Source organism: Streptomyces sp. NPDC091387 (genome assembly GCF_044756945.1).
Taxonomy (GTDB): domain Bacteria; phylum Actinomycetota; class Actinomycetes; order Streptomycetales; family Streptomycetaceae; genus Streptomyces.
Genome location: NZ_JBIVTZ010000009.1, coordinates 229,515 through 246,484, shown reverse-complemented (window position 1 = coordinate 246,484; position 16,970 = coordinate 229,515). Strand labels below are relative to the sequence as shown.

The following is a 16,970-nucleotide window of genomic DNA, read 5'->3' as shown; positions in this document are numbered from 1 at the left end:
CAACCGCCCGGTGCCTCGCCCGAGCCGCCCGCAGGGACTGTTCGAGGCGTACGCGTCAGGGGCGCGGGCCGGCGGCGCGCCCTACCCGTACAGCTCCGGACCTGCCCGGACGTGCGCGGGCGGGCGGGGAACAGCCGACTGCCCGGACCACCGGGGGAACCGGTGGTCCGGGCAGGGGGCGTGGCACGATTTCATCCGGCCGCAACACCAGCGGCTCGCGGCCGTCGTTCAGCGTGCCGCCGGTACCTCGACGATCGAGCGGCCCGCCCAGGAGGGGGCCGCCTCCGTGAGGGCGACCAGGCATTCGCGCACCTGGTCGGGGAAGGGTGCGGTGCGGCCGGCCTGCTGATCCACATGGAGGGCGAGCAGTTCGGTGGTGGCCACGGGCTCGGCGTCCGGGCCCGGTTCGGCGTCCTCCTGCGCGTCAGACCCGAGCACGTACAGCTCATGGGCGAACCGGGTCTTCTTCGCGTCGGCGCCCAGCACCCGGGTACGGACGGCGAGCCGGTCGCCCTCCGAGACGTCGCGCAGATACCGGATGTGGGACTCGACCGTGTACAGCGAACAGCCCGTGCGCTCGCGGTACTCGGAGTGCAGACCGGTCTCGATCATCATCCGGTCGGTCGCGAAACCGAAGACGAGTACGTAGAACGCCTCGCTCATATGGCCGTTGTAGTCGATCCACTCCGGGCGCACGGTCTCCCGGTGCAGCGGCAGCGCACTCATTCGGCCGCTCCCTCGGTGCGCCGCCCGGCGAGCCGGCCGGTGGCGCGCAGGACGTCGATGACGCCGCGGTCGCGTTCGGCGACGAGGTCGGCGATGCTGCGGCCGCCCGCCGCCTCGTCGCAGCCGCGCACCACCGCGTCGTACAGCTCCCGGTCCAGTTCGGGGGCTTCGAGGCGCGTCCACGGGGCCTTCAGGGAGGGGCCGAAGTGGTCCAGCATGTGGGCCATGCCGCCTTCGCCGCCCGCGAGCGCGAAGGTGAGCATCGGCCCCATGCACGCCCAGCGCAGCCCCGGTCCCTCGGTGATGGACGCGTCGATCTCCGCCACGGTCGCCTCACCGTTGGCGACCATGTGCAGTGCCTCCCGCCACAGCGCCTCCTGGAGGCGGTTCGCGATGAAGCCGGGGACCTCGCGTTCCATCGTGATGACGGACTTGCCGGCGACCTCGTAGAAACGGGACGCCCAGCCGACCGCGGACGGTGCGGTCAGCTCGCCGCCCACCACCTCGACCAGCGGGATCAGGTACGGCGGGTTGAACGGGTGCCCCACGACCAGCCGTCCGGCGCCCGCGGCCCGGGTCTGCATGTCGCTCATCGGGTAGCCGGACGTCGAGGACGCGATCACGACCCCCTCGGGTGCGGCCGCGTCGAGGCGGGCCAGCAGGTCGCGCTTGAGCTCCAGCTTCTCCGGAGCGCTCTCCTGGACGAACTGGGCGTCGGACACCGCCTCTTCGAGCGTGGCCATGACCGTGAGCCGGTCCGGCGAAGCCCCCTCGGCGAGGCCGAGCTGCTCCAGCGCAGGCCACGCGGCGGCCACCAGCCGGCGGAGCTTCTGCTCGGCGTCGGGGGCCGGGTCCCAGGCGGTGACGTCGTAACCACGGGCCAGGAAGTGCGCGACCCAGCCACCACCGATCACTCCGGCGCCCACGCACGCCACCCGGCGTACGTCCTCGGGGGCGCAGGGAGCGGGGGCGACCGGCGCGGGCTGTACGGATGGCGTGGGCTGTGCGGGCTGTGCGGCGTTCATCGTGCTTTTCTCCAGAACGGGTGGGGAGCGGGACGGTGCGAGGCGCGTGCCGGTCAGCCGCGGGGCTTGAGCCCGAGCCGCTGCCGCGCCTCGTCCGGGGTGGCGACCCGGGAGCCCAGCGACTCGGTGATCTGCACGGCACGCTCCACCAACTGGGCGTTGGTGGCCTTGACGCCCTTGCCGAGATACAGGTTGTCCTCGAGGCCGACCCGGACATGGCCACCGAGGAGGATCGACTGCGCCACCCACGGCATCTGCATCCGGCCCAGCGCGAAGCTCGCCCACTGCGCGCCCTCGGGCAGCATGTTCACCATCGACTGGAGCACCCCGGGGTCGGCGGGCGCCCCCCACGGGACACCCATGCAGAGCTGGAAGACGGTCGGGGCGTCGAGCAGCCCCTCGGCGAGGAGCTGCTTGGCGAACCACAGCTGCCCGGTGTCGAAGATCTCCAGCTCCGGCCGTACGCCCAGCTCCTGGATGCGGCGGGCGCCGGCCCGGAGCATGTCGGGGGTGGAGACGTACAGATTGCTGCCGTCACCGAAGTTCAGGGAGCCGCAGTCGAGCGTGCAGATGTCCGGCAGCAGGTCCTCCACGTGGGGAAGGCGTTCGAGGCCGCCGACCAGGTCGGTGCCCGGCAGCTGCCGCAGCGGGGCGTCGGGGTCGATCACCAGGTCGCCGCCCATTCCGGCGGTCAGGTTGATGACGACGTCGGTCCCGGTCTCCTTGATCCGCTCGACGACCTCCCGGTACAGGCGGGGGTCGCGGGACGGGGCACCGGTCTCCGGCTCACGGACGTGGATGTGCACGACAGCGGCCCCGGCCCCGGCCGCCTCGACGGCGGAGCGGGCGATCTGCTCGGGGGTGACGGGCACGTGGGGGCTCTTGCGGACCGTGTCACCGGCCCCGGTGAGGGCACACGTGATGATGACGTCCTGGTTCACGGGCATGCGGAAGCGGCTCCTGAATCGAGTGGGATCGAGGGGGATCTGATGAGTCGAACGATTCGAATGAATCGAAGGGGAAGCAAGCAGACGGAAACGGGTGCGGCGAGGAAGGCCGAGGTCAGGCGGCGGTCAGGGTCGCGTCCACGTAGCGGAGCAGTGCACCGTGCATGTCCTCGGCGCTGGTGCCCGGTTCCCCGGGCGTCGTCGCGAGCACCTGGGAGGCCAGCCCGTCGATGAGGGCGGTGAGACTCAGCGCGGCCGCCTCCGGATCGACCGGCCGGAAGACCTCCTGGGCGACGCCGCGCCCGATCACATCGGCGACCGTCGCCCGCCACTGCCGGTAGTACTCGACGTGGAGTTCACCGACCGCGGTGGAGCGCGCGGCCTCGGCCCAGAGATCGAGCCAGACGCTCCACTGGCGCCGCTGCTGGGGGGTGTACGGGGTCTGGAGCTCTATCAGCAGACGGAGTTCGTCGCCGGCGTGGTCCATGTCGGCGGTCCCGGCGGCCCGTCTCGCGGTGTCCTCGTCCATGCACCAGCGGGCCGCCGCCTCCAGCAGTTCGTCCCGCCCGGGGAAGTGGTAGTGGATGGCGGCGGTACTGGTCCCGCAGGCCTCGGCGATGTCCGAGACCCGTACGGAGTGGAAACCGTGCTCCGCGATCAGCCGGACGGTCTGCCGGACGATCTGGAGCGGTCTGCCGTCCGCTGAGGGCGGCGCGGCAGCGGCGTTGCGGGCGCGCCGGGGGCGGGCGGCCGACGGCGGAGCCGCGGCCTGCTGCTGGGGCGCCGCGCCGTGTTCCGCGTGCGCCCCCAGCAGCCAGCCGGCGTCGACCTCCGCGATGTCGGCGACCCGGGCCAGCTCGGCGGTGGTGAAGCGACGGGTGCCGCCGAGTGAGCGCGAGAGCTTCGACGGATCGATGACCATCCGCCGCGCGAACTCGCGCTGACTCACTCCGGCATCCCGGATCACCTGCCGGACCCGCTCGGCCACCTCGTTGTGCTGCATGGTCAGCCACCGTACCCACATGTTGAGAGGATCTCAACGTCAGGTCCGATTAATGCGCTGCTGGGATGCGTATTGAGGTGCTGACTGATGTGTCAGTCAGTTCACTCGTCGATGAGCATCCCGTTGCGGAGCTTCCCAAGAATCCGGCTGATCAGGCGGGACACGTGCATCTGTGAGATGCCGAGCTCCACGCCGATCTGTGACTGCGTCAGCTCCTGGCCGAAACGCATCTCCAGGATGCGCTGCTCGCGTGCGTCCAGATCGCCGAGCAGCGGTGCCAGTGTCTGCAGGTTCTCCACCGTCTCCATGGCGGGATCGGCCTCGCCGAGCGCGTCGGCGAAGGTGCGTCCCGGAGTGCCGTTCCGGCCGGTTTCCGTCGCGTCGGTCGGCATGTCCAGGGACCCTGCCGTGTATCCGTTGGCCGCGACGATCCCCTCGGTCACCTCGCCCTCGGTGATCCCGAGGTGCTCGGCCAGTTCCTGGACCGTGGGGTCGCGGTCGAGCTCCGTGGCCAGGGACTCCTTCGCCTTGGCGATGTCGACGCGCAGCTCCTGGAGCCGGCGCGGCACATGGACCGCCCAGGTGGTGTCGCGGAAGAACCGCTTGATCTCACCGACGATGTACGGGACCGCGAAGGAGGTGAACTCGACCTCGCGGGACAGGTCGAACCGGTCGATCGCCTTGATCAGCCCGATCGTGCCGACCTGGACGATGTCCTCCATGTCGCCGCTGCCGCGGTTGCGGAACCGGCCCGCGGCGAACCGGACCAGCGAAAGGTTCATCTCGATGAGCGTGTTGCGCGCGTACTGGTGGTCGGCGGTGCCCTCCTCCAGTACCTGGAGCCGGTCGAAGAACAGCTTCGACAGTGCCCGCGCGTCCTTGGGCGCGATCTTTCCGGCGTCCTCGATCCACGGCAGTTCGTCCGTCGCCCCAACGGTGTCCGCGGCGCTCGTGCTGCCGGTCACGCCGGTCATGCCTGTGGTGTCCACCATGACCGCCGCGTGTGCCGCGGTGGTCGCGGCAGGCTTTCCTGCCGCTGTCGACCGTGCACTCTCCGCTCGCTCCGTACCGGCGGTCTGCGCAGTGTGCGCCGTCATCTCGTCACGCTCCCCTGGTCGTAGGCCATGAGGTGTAGGCGTATGCCCGCAGAGAGCCTTCCCATGCGGGTAAGTGAGAGTGGATCAGGTCACAACACGTCATTGGCCGAGAATCGACGTGATCCCTCGCCGTGTCTGTGCAAGGTCACGCGGCCGACAGCAGAACCGCCCCACCGGTACGGGGGAGCCCGGTGGGGCGGTCGTCACCAGAGTGCCACAGGCTCGGGTGCGTTGGACGCCGACCGGCGCATATCCAGCGGTAGTTGAGTCGAAATCGACGGTGCCCCGACCGGCGGCCCGCAGGCGGGACGGTGTCAGTCGCGCGGGTATCCGACGATCGTGTGGGTGACCGCGGGGGATTCCTCGGTGGTGTAGTAGTGGCTGCTGAGCCCCGAGAACCGGGCGGTGTCGCCCGCGTCCAGGAGATGGGGAACATCGTTCACCACCAGCGTCACCTGGCCGGACATCACCAGCACGTACTCCACCGAGTCGGCGCCGTGCGAGCTGACCTGACTCTGGGCGTGCGGGTGCAGGCGGGTCCGGTAGATCTCCATGCGGCCCTGCTCGTGGCCGGAGTACAGCAGGGTGACCGAGGTCTCGTCCTCCGGTTCGACCAGCCCGGCGGCGCGGACGATCTCCGGCCGGAGCAGCGGCTGGCGCAGCAGATCCGTACAGTTCGTGCCCAGCGCGTCGGCGATCCGGACCAGCACATCGACCGTCGGGTTGGCCTCGGCCCGCTCTATCTGGGACAGCAGCCCCTTGCTGACGCCGGTCGCGGCCGACAGTTCGCGCAGGCTCCAACCGTGTTTCAGCCGACGCCGGTTGAGATTACCGGCCAATGACGTCCGTACGCCGGCGGAGCCGGGCCGAGGGGTCTCCGGCGCGGGCCGGCCGGCGGTGGCGGGCGGCTCGGACACGGTTCCTCCTCGCTCTGGGGGCTCTGCGCAGGTCAGCGGCACACTCTACCGGTGCGGCCGTCGGACCGTCAGTTTCGGCCCGTGGTCCCCGTTCGGCGCGGCAGCGCGTCGATCATGCGCCGGGTCCAGGGGTGTTGAGGGGTGTCCAGTACGTCGGCCGGGGTGCCCTGCTCGACGATCCGGCCCTCGTGCATGACGGCCACCCGGTCCGCGATCTGCCGCACCACCGCCAGGTCATGGGTGATGAACAGCACCGCGAAGCCCTCGGCGCGCTGGAGTGAGGCGAGGAGGTTGAGCAGCTGGGCCTGGACCGACACATCCAGCGCCGCCACCGACTCGTCGCAGATCAGCAGCCGGGGCCGGGCGGCCAGCGCCCGTGCCAGGGCCACCCGTTGACGCTCACCGCCGGAGAGCGCGGCGGGACGGCGCGAGGCGTACGACGCGGGCAGCCCGACCTGCCCGAGCAGTTCGGCCACCCCGGTGGCCGAGTCACCCCGCTCCCGTCCCGCCGCGGCGGCCAGCGCCTCGCGCAGGGTCGCGCCCACGGTGCGCAGGGGGTTGAGCGAGGAGTACGGGTCCTGGAACACGATCTGCACCTGTTCCGCCAGGCGCCGCCGGTCCGCGGTGCCGGGGCGGCGTCCGGCCGACAGGGCGATACCGCCCACGGAGACCGTGCCGCCGTCGAACGTCTCGAGACCGACCGCGATCCTCGCCAGCGTCGTCTTGCCCGAGCCGGACTCGCCGACCAGGGCCGTCACCGTGTTCCGCGGCACGGTCAGACTCACCTCGCGCAGGGCGGCACGGTCCCCGGCGGACGAGCGGAACGTGCGGTCGACGGAGCCGGCCACCAGGGCGGCGTCCCGCTCCGGGGGCCCGGCGGAGGCCCGGCCTGACCCCGGCTCCGGCTCCGGCTGCGGCGATGCGGTCTTCCGGAGCGCCGGCTCGGTGAGGGAGGGACCGATCCCGTCGATCCGCACACACGCGGACATGCGCCCGGTTTCGCGCCCCGCGCCTGACGGCGGCACGAGCACGACCGGCCCGCTGCGGCACACCTCGGCCGCGTGTGCGCACCGGCCGGCGAACGGGCAGCCGACGCCCCGGGATCCAGGGGCGGGCACGGAGCCCGGGATGGCCGGGAGTTCCGCGAACCGCTCACGCACGGACGGCTCGGAGGCCAGCAGCCCAGCCGTGTACGGGTGCCGGGGGTCCGACTCCAGCTCGTCCGGGCGGCCGTGCTCCAGCACACTGCCCGCGTACAGTACGTACACCCGGTCGCAGGCGGAGAACGCGACCCGCAGGTCGTGGGTGATCAGGACCAGCCCCATGCTCCGCTGCCGCTGGAGCCCGCGGAGCAGATCGAGGACGGCACCCTGGCTGGCCGCGTCGAGCGCGGTGGTCGGTTCGTCCGCGATCAGCAGCTCGGGGTCGCCCGCGAGGGCCGCGGCGGCCGCCACGCGTTGCCGCATGCCGCCCGACAGTTCGTGCGGGTAGCGGTCGGCGACATCGGGGCCGAGTCCGACCTCGGCGAGCCGCTGCTCCACCGCCGCACGGCGGGCCGTCCTGCCCGGACGCCTGCGGTTGCCGCCTTCGAGGTCGCGGAGCCCGTCCGCGATCTGGCGTCCGCAGGTGAGCTGCGGGTGCAGCATGGTGAACGGGTCCTGCATGAGCAGGGTGACCCGTCGGCCCCGCAACGCGTGCCGCTCGCGCGGGGACAGCGTGAGGACCTCCTGGCCGTCGATCCGCACGGACCCGCCCGCCACCGCGGTACCCGACGGCAGCAGACCCGCCACGGCCCGCATGGCGAGGGACTTGCCGCTGCCGGACTCGCCGACGATGCCGACGCACTCGCCCGGCCCCACCTCGAGCGAGACGCCCTCCAGGATCGGGACCGGTCCGTCCGCCCCCGCCGTCGCAATCACCCGCAGGCCGTCGACGGCGAGCAGCGGGCCGGTGGCCGGTGCGGGCGGTGCGGTGCGGCTGTCCGTTGCCGGGTGCGCTGCCATCAGGACCTCCCACGGTCGGAGAACGCCTCGAACAGCCGGTCGCCGAGGAGGTTGAGGGCCACGGCCGCGGCGATGATGAGCACCGCCGGTGCCAGGGCCGCGGAGGGGTTGTCGTACAGCAGAGTGCGGTTCTCCGCGAGCATCCGGCCCCAGTCCGGGGCGCCCGGTGGTACGCCGAGTCCGAGGAAGGAGAGCGAGCTCAGCGCGACGATCGCCCCGGCGAAGTTCAGCAGGGTGTTCGCCACGACGACGGGCAGCACATTGGGCCAGATGTGCCGGGTCATCACCGTGAAGCGGGAGAGCCCGAGGGTCTCCGCCGCCTCGACGTAGGCGCGGTGGCGTTGTTCCAGCACGGCCGAGCGCACCAGCCGGATGTCGGCCGGTGAGGTCAGTACGACGAGGACGCCGACGGCCAGCGCGTACCCGCCACCGCCGATGCCGGCGACGACGATCGTCACGAGCAGGGCCGGCAGCGCCAGCAGCAGATCGGCCCAGCGCCGCACGACGGTGTCGATCCAGCCGCCCCGGTACCCCGCCAGGAGCCCGAGCACATTGCCGATGACCATGGACCCGAGGGCCACCAGCGCGGCACCGGCCAGGGTGCTCCGCGCTCCGGCGACCACCATCCCGGTGATGTCCCGGCCGAGTTCATCCGTTCCGAGCAGATGACCACCGCCGGGCATGGCCGCGCCGGTCGCCAGATCCTGGGCGTCCCAGTCCGGCAGGAGCAGCCGGCCCACGGTGGCGGCCAGCGTGAACAGCACCAGCAGCACGGAGCAGCAGACGGTGAGCGCGGAGAGCCGGCGGCGGGCGGTGCGGGTCTTCATCGGTCCTCCTCCGTACGGACACCGGCCGGGTGGGCTGCGGCGGTTGCGGGCGCTCCCCGGGCCGCCTTCGCCGTCGGCGCGGTCCGCAGCCGCGGGTCCAGCAGCGGCTGGAGGAGATCGGTCACCAGGTTCGCCAGGCAGACCAGGGCGGCGATGAGCAGCGCCTCGGCCTGGACGACGGGCACGTCCCGGAAGGTGACCGAGTCGACGAGCAGTGAGCCGAGGCCGGGCAGCGCGAACACCTGCTCCACCATGACCGTTCCGGCGAGGAGATAGGCGAGGACCAGACCGATCCCGGTGACCACCGGGACGAAGGTGCCGCGCAGCACGTACCGCAGGAGGATGTCCCGCTCCCGGACACCCCGGGCACGGGCGAACGTGACGTGCTCCCGGTCCAGTTCACGGATCACCGCTGCCCGGGTCAGTTTGAGCAGGACGGCGGTGACGGCGAGCCCGAGGGCCAGGGCCGGCAGTACGAGGTGCGTCAGCCGGTCGGTGCCCGAACCCTCGCCCGGCCCGTACGCCGGGAACCAGCCGAGCATCAGCGCGAACACGTAGATGAGCAGCAGACCGCCCGCGAAAGCGGGGGTGGACAGTGCCACCACGCCCATGCTCTGCACGGCCCGGTCCACGGCCCGCCGGCTGCGCAGCCCCGCCAGGACCCCCAGCGGCAGGCCGAGGAGCAGCGCCACGGCGAAACCGAGGCCGACCAGTTGCCCGGTGAGCACGAGCCGGTCGCCGAGAGCGGCTGCGACGTTCTCACCGGTACGGATCGACGTACCGAGGTCGAGATGGACGGCGTCGCTGAGCCAGTACCAGTACTGCACGGCCATCGGGCTGTCGAGGTGGTAGCGGGACCGGACGGCGGCCAGCGCCTCCGGGGTGGCGCTGCGCGGCCCGAGCAGTGTCTGGGCCGGATCACCCGGGGCGGCCTGCAACAGGGCGAACACGGCGACGGACAGCACGACGAGCAGCCCCAGCGTGCCGCCGAGGCGCCGTACGACGAGCCGGGCGGGAAGAGCGGTCCGCAGCCGCGAACGGGCGGTGGCCGTCATCGCTCGCCTCCGGCCGGGGCGGCGGGAGCCGGGTGGGGGACGGCGGGGCCGGAAGGCGTCAGGGGGGTGTCGCCCTCCGGCCCCGCCATGGAAGCCGTGCCGGGGATCGGCTCGGGGGAAGCGTCCCCCGGCACGGCGGTTCGGTGGGCGGCCGGGGGCCGCGGGGCCAGGTGGACGGCGAGCCACTCCTCGACCCGGGCGGCGGCATCGAGGAGATGCCCGCCGTCGGTGAACTCGTGTCCTTCGTCCGGGTAGACGTACATCTCGACAGGGGCGCGTGCGGCCCGCAGCAGCGAGCGGTACAGCTCGTGGCCCTGGCCGACCGGAGTGACCCGGTCCGCGGAACCGTGCACGATGAGCGTCGGGGTTCCGGTGCCGCCGAGGGCGAAGACGGGGGAGCGCCGGATCAGTTCGCCGGGTGCGTCCGGGCCGCCGATCCCGTAGGTCCGGTCGTAGCCGCCGCCGATGTTGCTGGTGTGCGTGAAGCTCAGCCAGTCGGTGGGAGCGGAGACGACCACCGCCGCCCTGAAGACGTCGGTGCGCGCCGCGGCCTGGGCCGCCAGGAAACCGCCGTAGCTGTGTCCCAGGACAGTGGTCCGGTCCGGATCGGCGAGCCCGGTGTCCACGAGGTGGCGTACGCCGGACAGCACGTCGTCCAGGTCGGCGCCGCCGACATCGCCGATCACGGCACGCGCGTGTTCGAGCCCACGGCCGCTGCTGCCGCGCGGGTTGGGCAGCAGCACCAGATATCCGGCGGCGGCCAGCGCGGGGGCCAGTCCCAGCACATCGCCCGGCGCGTACGACGCGGACCATAGCCAGGCGGGTCCGCCGTGCACCAGAACGGCGAGCGGCCGGGGCCCGGCGCTCTCCCCGCTGGAGAGCAACAGCCCCTGCACGGTGCGGCCGTCGGGGGCGGACCAGTCGGCCCGTCCGGTACGGACACCGGCGAGGTCCGGGTCGGCAGGGGAGTTGAGCGCGGTGACGGGCGCCCAGTTCCATGCGTCGGGACCCTCGGTGCGGGAGACCACGGCCTCGGGCGGACGGCCCGGCGCGTCGAGCACGGTCGCGGCCAGCCGCTGGTCGCCGCTGAGCGACAGACCCGGCTGGAAGCCCGCCCCGCCGAGCGTCACGGCCGCCGACCAGAGCGGGCCGGTGCGGTGTCCGGTACGCCCGGCACGGGAGCCCGTCCCGTCCCAGCCCGCGAACCACAGCGAGTGGGGCGTGGATTGCACGCTGTCGTCGAACTCCAGCCAGGTCGCGTCCTCGACGCCCGGCACCGATGCGGTGCGCCCGGACTCCAGGTCGATCAGGACCGGGCGTCCGGACACGATGGAGATGCCCTCGCAGACCGCCGCGGACCGGCCGTCGGCGCGGAGCGCGGGCGCGCCCAGCTGCCCCTGCGGCACGTACACCGTCCTGGCCGTACGCGCGCCGAGATCCAGGGCGGCGAACCTCGCGCCGTAGTACCCGGCGGGCAGCGTGTCCTCGCAGACGGTGGCCACGGCGGTGTCCCCGCCGCGCCAGGCGACGTTCCACACGGTCAGCCCGTCCGGCCCGGTCTCCCTCATCGAGCCGTCCGCGAGGTCGACGAGATACAGCGAACGGCGGCCGGTGCCGGGGGCGAAGCGCTCCGGCGACGGTACGGCTCCGAGCCGGACCGGCAGGCCGAGGTTCATCCCGTCGCGCTCGGCGCCGTCCCGGGCGCAGAGCAGCAGCGCCCGGCTCCCGTCGTCGGACACCAGCAGCTCCTCGACCGCGCCGGGCACGTCCGCCACGGTGCGTACCGCTCCCGACTCCGTGTCCAGGGCCGCCAGCCGCACCTCGGTCCCGGCCGGCCCCGCGCTTTCGGCGATGTGCAGCAGCGTCCGGGAGTCCGGCAGCCAGCGCGGGCTGTGACGGTCCGTCGGAACAGCCGGCTCCGACGGGGCGAGGAGCACGGGCGGCCGGACCTCCGCGTCGGGCAGCAACCCCGCGGGTACCGGGGCGAGGACCAGCTCGGCCCGCTCGGGTCCGGCCGCCGCCACGGCGACGGCCCGGCCGTCCGGGCTGATCCGGGCCTCGACCGGGTGGACCAGTCGCAGCATGGCCTCGCGGACCCGCCGCACGATGATCGCGGCGTGCCGCTGCGGCGTGCTGGACGCGGCGGGACTGGGCATGGTGGTCCGTTCTGGTGCGGGGAGCCGGGGGAGCGGTCTGCGGGTCAGGCGGCTTTGCGGATCCGGGTCGCCCACGGTCCGATGAAGGTGAACGGCCCCGGATCGGGCAGGACGAGCTCCTTGGACAGCGCGGTCGCGGTCTTGGCCCACCACAGCGGGAGGTAGGGCAGATCGGCGCCGGCCGTCTGTACCGCGTTCATCAGTTCCCGGGCGCGGACGTCCTTGTCGGCGGACGCCTTCGCGGTGTTGAGCGCGGTGTTGACGGTCCTGTTGTCGTAGTGCGCGATGTCCGTCGCCGTGGCCGCGCCGTTGAGGTACGGGTCGGCGAGCTCGGCGGGGTCGCCGGTGACGGGGAAGTACCACAGGAACTGCAGCCGCTGCTTGCCGGAGCCGAGTTCCGCCACCCACTGTTCCAGGGTGATCTCCTTGACGTTCAGCGTGATGCCGAGCTTCTTGAGCGAGGCGGCGAGTGCGAGTGCCGCCTTGCCGAGCTGCGGACCGCTGCTGGGGTAGTGGAGTTCGGCCGTGAAGCCCTTCGCCACCCCGGACCTGTCCAGTTCGGCACGTGCGGCGTCCAGGTCGAACGGCACGGCGGGGATCGCGTCGTAGCCGGAGCGGACCTTCTCCGCGGACATCAGATCGCCCCACATGTCGCGCGAGGGCAGCGCGTCGGCGACCTCGGCCCGGCCCTGGAGGATGCCCTTCACCATGCCCTCGCGGTCGGTGGCGTGGGCGATGGCGCGGCGCACCCGGATGTCGTCGAACGGGGCCGTGGTGGTGTCGAACGCCAGGGACACCACGGAGCGGTCGCCGGTGTAGGTGACACGTGCGCTCGACTCCCAGCCGTGGGCCTCGTCCGACGCGAGGTTGAGAGCGCCGTCCACCGCACCCGACTTCATCGCGACCAGCCGGGTCCCGGCGTCCGGTACGAAGGACAGCTTGAGCTTCCGCACGGCGGGCTTCTCGCCCCACCAGGCGTCGTTGCGCTCCAGCAGTACGTGGTCGTCGGCGGCGAACTCGGTGATCCGGTACGGGCCGGTGCCGAGCAGCAGGGTCTTCGGGGTGCCGATCCGTCCGGCATTGCGGGTGAGGAAGGCGCGGCTGCTGACGAGGAGTCCGCCCGCGGTCGTCGTCCAGGCGAACATCGCGTCGGGCGCCTTGAGGCGGATCGTCACCTCGTGGTCGCCGGTGGACTTCACCGAGGTGACACCCGCGTAGGCGTATCCGAGGGCGGAACCGTTCGCCGGGTCCCGGATGGCCTCGACGGAGGCCACCACGTCGTCCGCGGTGAACGGGGTGCCGTCGCTGAAGGTGACACCGCGGCGCAGCGTGAAGACGTATGTCCTGGCGTCGGGCTGCCGCCAGGACGTGGCGAGGCCGGGTGTCAGCTTCCCGGACGGGTCGACCGAGAGCAGGGACTCCTGGGCCAGCACCGCGACCAGGTAGTTCAGCACCCCCGACTCCCGGCCTACGTCGAGGCTGGAGATGGAGGAGGGCAGAGCGAGAACGAGACTGCCGATCGGCACGTCGGCGCCGAGCGCACCCGTCGCCGGCCCGGTGCTCGTTCCGTTCGCGGGCGGGGGTGCACAGGCTGCGAGCACACCGGACGCGGCCAGGACGCCCGCACCCGCACCGGCGAGGCGCAGCAGTCGGCGTCGGCTGAGGTTGCCACCGGGTTCCGAGGTCATCGGGAACCACCCATCTCGCATCTGTCCATTGGAACTGCCCAACTGGGCGTGGACAGTAGCCGAATGGCTTGGGGGCGTCAACGGACGCCGGATGAGTGACCACGGTGTGGACATCTGATCGGGATCTATCCGGACATCCCGGAGAGAAAGGCTGCAGAGGGGTGGCCGTCCCGCGACCTGTGGGAACCCCTCACCGGGTGACGATCCGCCGGAGCGGCACGGGGCCCACCCGGCGTACGTGGTCCCGAGCCCGCCGCCGTGCCGGGCGCGGGAGCGTGTGGGTGGCGGCCGCCGGGCATCCGACCGCTTTCGTTGCGGCCTCGTGAATCCGGCGTCACGCGGGAATACCCGCACGCGAAAGGGCCTTCCTGCTGCTGCAGGGACCCGGGCGGCCGGGTGCCGAGGGACAGGAGAGTGGCAGCTCATGCCGAAGGCGTACGTGTTCACCCGCAACGGCGGTCCGGAGGTGGAGGCCCTCGTCGAGAGGGACGCCCCGGTGCCGGGCCCCGGGCAACTGCTCGTCGCCGTACGGGCGGCGGGGGTCAACCCGGTCGACTGGAAGCTGCGCACGGGGTACACCAGGCCCGGCAGCGAACCGCAGCCGTTCCCCACCGTCCTCGGCAGCGAGGCCGCCGGAGTCGTCCGGGCGATCGGCCCGGACGCCGAGGGATTCGCGGTCGGCGACGAGGTCTTCGGCAACCCGGTGACCGGAGGTTACGCCGAGTACACCCTGCTGCCCGTCGCCGTGACCGCGCACAAGCCGGCCGGGCTGTCGTTCACCGACGCGGCGGCACTCCCGGTCGCGGCGGCCACCGCGTACGACGGGGTCCGCCAGCTCGCCCCAGCCCCCGGTTCGACCCTGCTGGTCACCGGGGCCGGAGGCGGCGTCGGGAACGCCGTGCTCCAGCTCGCGCACCACGCCGGCGTCCGGGTCATCGGCGCGGCGAGCGCGGCCAAGAAGGACTTCGTCGAATCGCTCGGCGCGGTGCACGTCGAATCCGGCGCCGGACTGGCCGACCGGGTACGGGCGTCGGCCCCCGACGGCATCGACGCGATCTTCGACCTGGTCGGCGGCGACACCCTGCGGGAAGTGGCCCCGCTGCTCGCCGATCCCGCCGCACTCATCAGCGCCGGGGGCAAGCCGCTGGCGGCCGAGCTCGGCGGTGCGGCCGTCGCCCGCGCCCGCACGGCGGCGGTGCTCGACGCGGTGGCGGACCTCGTCGTCACCGGGGCCCTGCGGACGCATGTCACCCGGACCTACCCGCTGACCGAGGCGGGCGAGGCGCTGCGCGCCGTCGAGAGCGGCCATGCCCGCGGGAAGATCGTGATCGAGGTCGGCGCATGAGCGCGCGGCGTTCCTCCTCCGCCGTCATGCATCCGCTGGACGACCCGGTCGGCACCTCGCTGACCGGCCCGCACGCCCATTTCGCCGAACGGCGCGGCCGAATCCTGCGCTACCCGGCCGATGTCACCCCCTGGGCCGCCGTCCCGGACCGGCCGCAGGCCGCGGACTGGGCCGACGCCGCGGCGCTCGCCGGCCCCGGGGGATCCGTCACCCTCACCGCGTTCCGCGAGCCGCCGCCGGCCGACTGGGAGGTGACCTTCCACGCCGAGGGCGTCCAGCTCGTCGACGCGGGTGTCGCGGCCGCCCCGGACCCGGAGGCCGTCCGGCTCGGACCCGCCGATGTGTCCGAGATGCTCGACCTGGTCGCACGCACTCGTCCGGGACCGTTCCTGCCCCGGACGGTCGAGCTCGGCACCTACCTCGGGATCCGGCGCGAAGGGGTCCTGGTCGCGATGGCCGGGGAACGGCTGCACCCGCCCGGCTGGAGCGAGATAAGCGGTGTCTGCACGGACGAGTCCGTACGGGGACAGGGGCTCGCCACCCGGCTGCTCCTCGCCGTCTCCCACGAGATCAGGGAACGCGGTGAAACGCCGTTCCTGCACGCCGCGGCGTCCAACGTGCACGCGGTACGGCTCTACGAATCCCTCGGATTCGCGCTCCGCCGCCGGACGTCGTTCCTGGCGGCGCTCGTACCGGGCGGCATCCCGGCACACCCGGCGCCGGGGGAGCCGGCCGGCGCCGCGGCCCGCGGCTGAGAGCCGCGGCCGTCCGACGGGACAGAGGACGTCCGTCCGGGACTTCCGTCCCGTAACCCACCGCTCCACCCTGGCCGGGGACCTTCGGCGTGCCGCCTGAGGCCGAAAGCCCCGTGTGCCCGCGTCCCGGCCCGGGTGCACTGGAAGAGAGTGCCGGGACACGCCCGGTGACTGCGGGAGGAGATGGCCGTGACGATCGGGGTACAGCGTCCGTCGACGACGCGCAGCGCGGAGTCGGTCACCGATGCGGAGCGGGCGGCCGCCCGCTCCCGGATCGGCACCCCGGCCCTGTTCGGCAGCCTCACCCTGCTGTCCCTGTTCGTGGTGGGACTCGATGTCCTCACCGGCGACGACCTGCGGCTCATACCGCTGCTGGTCGTGGTGCCCGCGCTCGTCTCGGTCTTCTGCACCGTCCGGCAGACCGTCGCCGCGGCGGTCTGGATCATGCCCATCGTCGTCATCTCCCGGCTGGTGTCCGGCGGCACCTTCTGGGACATCCTGAGCGGTGTCTGCTTCACCGTGCTGGCCTGCGCGGTGGGTGTCGGCGCCTGTTCGCTGCGCATCCGGCACGCCACCGAGATCGCCAGGCTGCGGTCGGCCGCCGTCGCCCTCCAGCGGCAGATCCTGCGCCCGCTGCCCGTGCTGACGGACCAGGTCCTCGTGGACGGCATCTACGCGCCGATCGAGGAGGACCACCTGGTCGGCGGCGACATCTACGAAGTCGTCCAGTCCCCGTACGGCACCCGCGTCATCATCGGTGACGTACAGGGCAAGGGCCTTGCCGCCATAGGGGTCGGCTTCGCCGCGCTCGGCGCCTTCCGGGAGGCGGCCATCCGTGAGCCCGCCCTGACCGGGGTGGTGGACGCGGTCGAGGACGCGGTCGCCCGGCACAACGCCTTCTCCGCCCAGACCGGCGAGATCGAGCGCTTCGTCACCGCGCTGGTGCTCGGCTTCGACGGGGAGGGCCGGGTGCAGGCGGTCAACTGCGGCCACCTGCCGCCCCGGCTGCTGCACGAGGGGGTGGCAGCCGCCGTTCCGCTGCGCCGTACGTCGGTGCCGCTGGGCATGGCGGAGCTCACCAGCGAGGCACGGGTCGCGGAATGGCTGGACTTCCCGCCCGGCGCGACGCTCCTGATGTTCACCGACGGAGTGACCGAGGCCCGTGACGCCTCGGGAGCCTTCTATCCGCTCGACGCCCGACTGAGCGGCTGGACCCGGCTCGCCCCCCGCGAACTGCTGGACACGCTCCACGCGGACCTGGAGGCCTTCTCCGGCGGCGTGCGGCGCGACGACATCGCGGTGCTCACGCTGCGCGGCTCGTCCTCCGGCAGCCGCCACCGCCCCGTGACGGCCGGCGCCGACGCACGGCGTGCCGCAGAGGCGTTCAGCGGGCGGTAGGCCGGCCTCCGAGGCCGTCTCCGAAGCC

14 protein-coding genes are annotated in these 16,970 nt (G+C 72.8%); 3 read left to right on the top strand and 11 right to left on the bottom strand.

Annotated elements, in window-relative coordinates:
- Positions 1 to 228: 228 nt before the first annotated feature.
- The 11 genes from ACIQM0_RS20440 to ACIQM0_RS20390 all read right to left on the bottom strand — a co-directional run bounded on the left by ACIQM0_RS20440 (position 229) and on the right by ACIQM0_RS20390 (position 13,444).
- Entirely contained in the window at positions 229 to 726 is a 498-nt protein-coding gene (locus ACIQM0_RS20440) for a thioesterase family protein (protein ID WP_401288529.1), read from the bottom strand.
- The gene (locus ACIQM0_RS20435) at positions 723 to 1,751 is read right to left on the bottom strand and encodes a 3-hydroxyacyl-CoA dehydrogenase NAD-binding domain-containing protein (protein WP_401288526.1); all 1,029 of its coding nucleotides are present in this window, start codon (positions 1,749 to 1,751) and stop codon (positions 723 to 725) included. The genes ACIQM0_RS20440 and ACIQM0_RS20435 overlap by 4 nt, the downstream gene beginning before the upstream one ends.
- Positions 1,752 to 1,804: 53 nt before the next feature.
- Positions 1,805 to 2,698: a 3-keto-5-aminohexanoate cleavage protein gene (locus ACIQM0_RS20430; protein ID WP_024490438.1), complete on the bottom strand. Its 894-nt coding sequence runs from the start codon at positions 2,696 to 2,698 to the stop codon at positions 1,805 to 1,807.
- 115 nt (positions 2,699 to 2,813) lie between these two features.
- The gene (locus ACIQM0_RS20425; protein WP_401288524.1) at positions 2,814 to 3,701 is read right to left on the bottom strand and encodes a TetR family transcriptional regulator C-terminal domain-containing protein; all 888 of its coding nucleotides are present in this window, start codon (positions 3,699 to 3,701) and stop codon (positions 2,814 to 2,816) included.
- Between the two features lie 101 nt (positions 3,702 to 3,802).
- Positions 3,803 to 4,675, bottom strand: a complete 873-nt coding sequence (locus ACIQM0_RS20420) for an RNA polymerase sigma factor SigF (RefSeq protein ID WP_401288801.1) — start codon at positions 4,673 to 4,675, stop codon at positions 3,803 to 3,805.
- Positions 4,676 to 5,112: 437 nt separating this feature from the next.
- Positions 5,113 to 5,715 (bottom strand): helix-turn-helix domain-containing protein, encoded by a 603-nt coding sequence (locus tag ACIQM0_RS20415; RefSeq protein ID WP_401288521.1) that lies wholly within the window; start codon positions 5,713 to 5,715, stop codon positions 5,113 to 5,115.
- A gap of 68 nt (positions 5,716 to 5,783) precedes the next feature.
- Entirely contained in the window at positions 5,784 to 7,718 is a 1,935-nt protein-coding gene (locus ACIQM0_RS20410) for an ABC transporter ATP-binding protein (protein ID WP_401288518.1), read from the bottom strand.
- The gene (locus tag ACIQM0_RS20405) at positions 7,718 to 8,545 is read right to left on the bottom strand and encodes an ABC transporter permease (protein ID WP_401288516.1); all 828 of its coding nucleotides are present in this window, start codon (positions 8,543 to 8,545) and stop codon (positions 7,718 to 7,720) included. The genes ACIQM0_RS20410 and ACIQM0_RS20405 overlap by 1 nt, the downstream gene beginning before the upstream one ends.
- Complete coding sequence (locus ACIQM0_RS20400; protein WP_401288513.1) at positions 8,542 to 9,600, bottom strand: ABC transporter permease; 1,059 nt, start codon at positions 9,598 to 9,600, stop codon at positions 8,542 to 8,544. Before ACIQM0_RS20400 ends, ACIQM0_RS20405 begins: the two co-directional genes overlap by 4 nt.
- The gene (locus tag ACIQM0_RS20395) at positions 9,597 to 11,756 is read right to left on the bottom strand and encodes an alpha/beta fold hydrolase (protein ID WP_401288510.1); all 2,160 of its coding nucleotides are present in this window, start codon (positions 11,754 to 11,756) and stop codon (positions 9,597 to 9,599) included. The genes ACIQM0_RS20400 and ACIQM0_RS20395 overlap by 4 nt, the downstream gene beginning before the upstream one ends.
- Positions 11,757 to 11,800: 44 nt before the next feature.
- Complete coding sequence (locus ACIQM0_RS20390) at positions 11,801 to 13,444, bottom strand: ABC transporter substrate-binding protein (protein ID WP_401288508.1); 1,644 nt, start codon at positions 13,442 to 13,444, stop codon at positions 11,801 to 11,803.
- Between the two features lie 424 nt (positions 13,445 to 13,868).
- On the opposite strand from ACIQM0_RS20390, the gene ACIQM0_RS20385 reads away from it, so the two are divergent.
- The 3 genes from ACIQM0_RS20385 to ACIQM0_RS20375 all read left to right on the top strand — a co-directional run bounded on the left by ACIQM0_RS20385 (position 13,869) and on the right by ACIQM0_RS20375 (position 16,942).
- Entirely contained in the window at positions 13,869 to 14,789 is a 921-nt protein-coding gene (locus ACIQM0_RS20385) for an NADP-dependent oxidoreductase (RefSeq protein ID WP_401288505.1), read from the top strand.
- The gene (locus ACIQM0_RS20380) at positions 14,786 to 15,544 is read left to right on the top strand and encodes a GNAT family N-acetyltransferase (RefSeq protein ID WP_401288502.1); all 759 of its coding nucleotides are present in this window, start codon (positions 14,786 to 14,788) and stop codon (positions 15,542 to 15,544) included. The genes ACIQM0_RS20385 and ACIQM0_RS20380 overlap by 4 nt, the downstream gene beginning before the upstream one ends.
- A 189-nt stretch (positions 15,545 to 15,733) precedes the next feature.
- Entirely contained in the window at positions 15,734 to 16,942 is a 1,209-nt protein-coding gene (locus tag ACIQM0_RS20375) for a PP2C family protein-serine/threonine phosphatase (protein WP_401288499.1), read from the top strand.
- Positions 16,943 to 16,970 lie beyond the last annotated feature (28 nt).

Excerpts from the sequence above, each read along its gene's own strand:
- ACIQM0_RS20395 (WP_401288510.1), bottom strand. The coding sequence starts at position 11,756 with ATGCCCAGTCCCGCCGCGTCCAGCACGCCGCAGCGGCACGCCGCGATC.
- ACIQM0_RS20425 (WP_401288524.1), bottom strand. The coding sequence starts at position 3,701 with ATGCAGCACAACGAGGTGGCCGAGCGGGTCCGGCAGGTGATCCGGGAT.
- ACIQM0_RS20430 (WP_024490438.1), bottom strand. The coding sequence starts at position 2,698 with ATGCCCGTGAACCAGGACGTCATCATCACGTGTGCCCTCACCGGGGCC.
- ACIQM0_RS20435 (WP_401288526.1), bottom strand. The coding sequence starts at position 1,751 with ATGAACGCCGCACAGCCCGCACAGCCCACGCCATCCGTACAGCCCGCG.
- ACIQM0_RS20400 (WP_401288513.1), bottom strand. The coding sequence starts at position 9,600 with ATGACGGCCACCGCCCGTTCGCGGCTGCGGACCGCTCTTCCCGCCCGG.
- ACIQM0_RS20405 (WP_401288516.1), bottom strand. The coding sequence starts at position 8,545 with ATGAAGACCCGCACCGCCCGCCGCCGGCTCTCCGCGCTCACCGTCTGC.
- ACIQM0_RS20385 (WP_401288505.1), top strand. The coding sequence starts at position 13,869 with ATGCCGAAGGCGTACGTGTTCACCCGCAACGGCGGTCCGGAGGTGGAG.
- ACIQM0_RS20410 (WP_401288518.1), bottom strand. The coding sequence starts at position 7,718 with ATGGCAGCGCACCCGGCAACGGACAGCCGCACCGCACCGCCCGCACCG.
- ACIQM0_RS20380 (WP_401288502.1), top strand. The coding sequence starts at position 14,786 with ATGAGCGCGCGGCGTTCCTCCTCCGCCGTCATGCATCCGCTGGACGAC.
- ACIQM0_RS20420 (WP_401288801.1), bottom strand. The coding sequence starts at position 4,675 with ATGACCGGCGTGACCGGCAGCACGAGCGCCGCGGACACCGTTGGGGCG.
- ACIQM0_RS20440 (WP_401288529.1), bottom strand. The coding sequence starts at position 726 with ATGAGTGCGCTGCCGCTGCACCGGGAGACCGTGCGCCCGGAGTGGATC.
- ACIQM0_RS20390 (WP_401288508.1), bottom strand. The coding sequence starts at position 13,444 with ATGACCTCGGAACCCGGTGGCAACCTCAGCCGACGCCGACTGCTGCGC.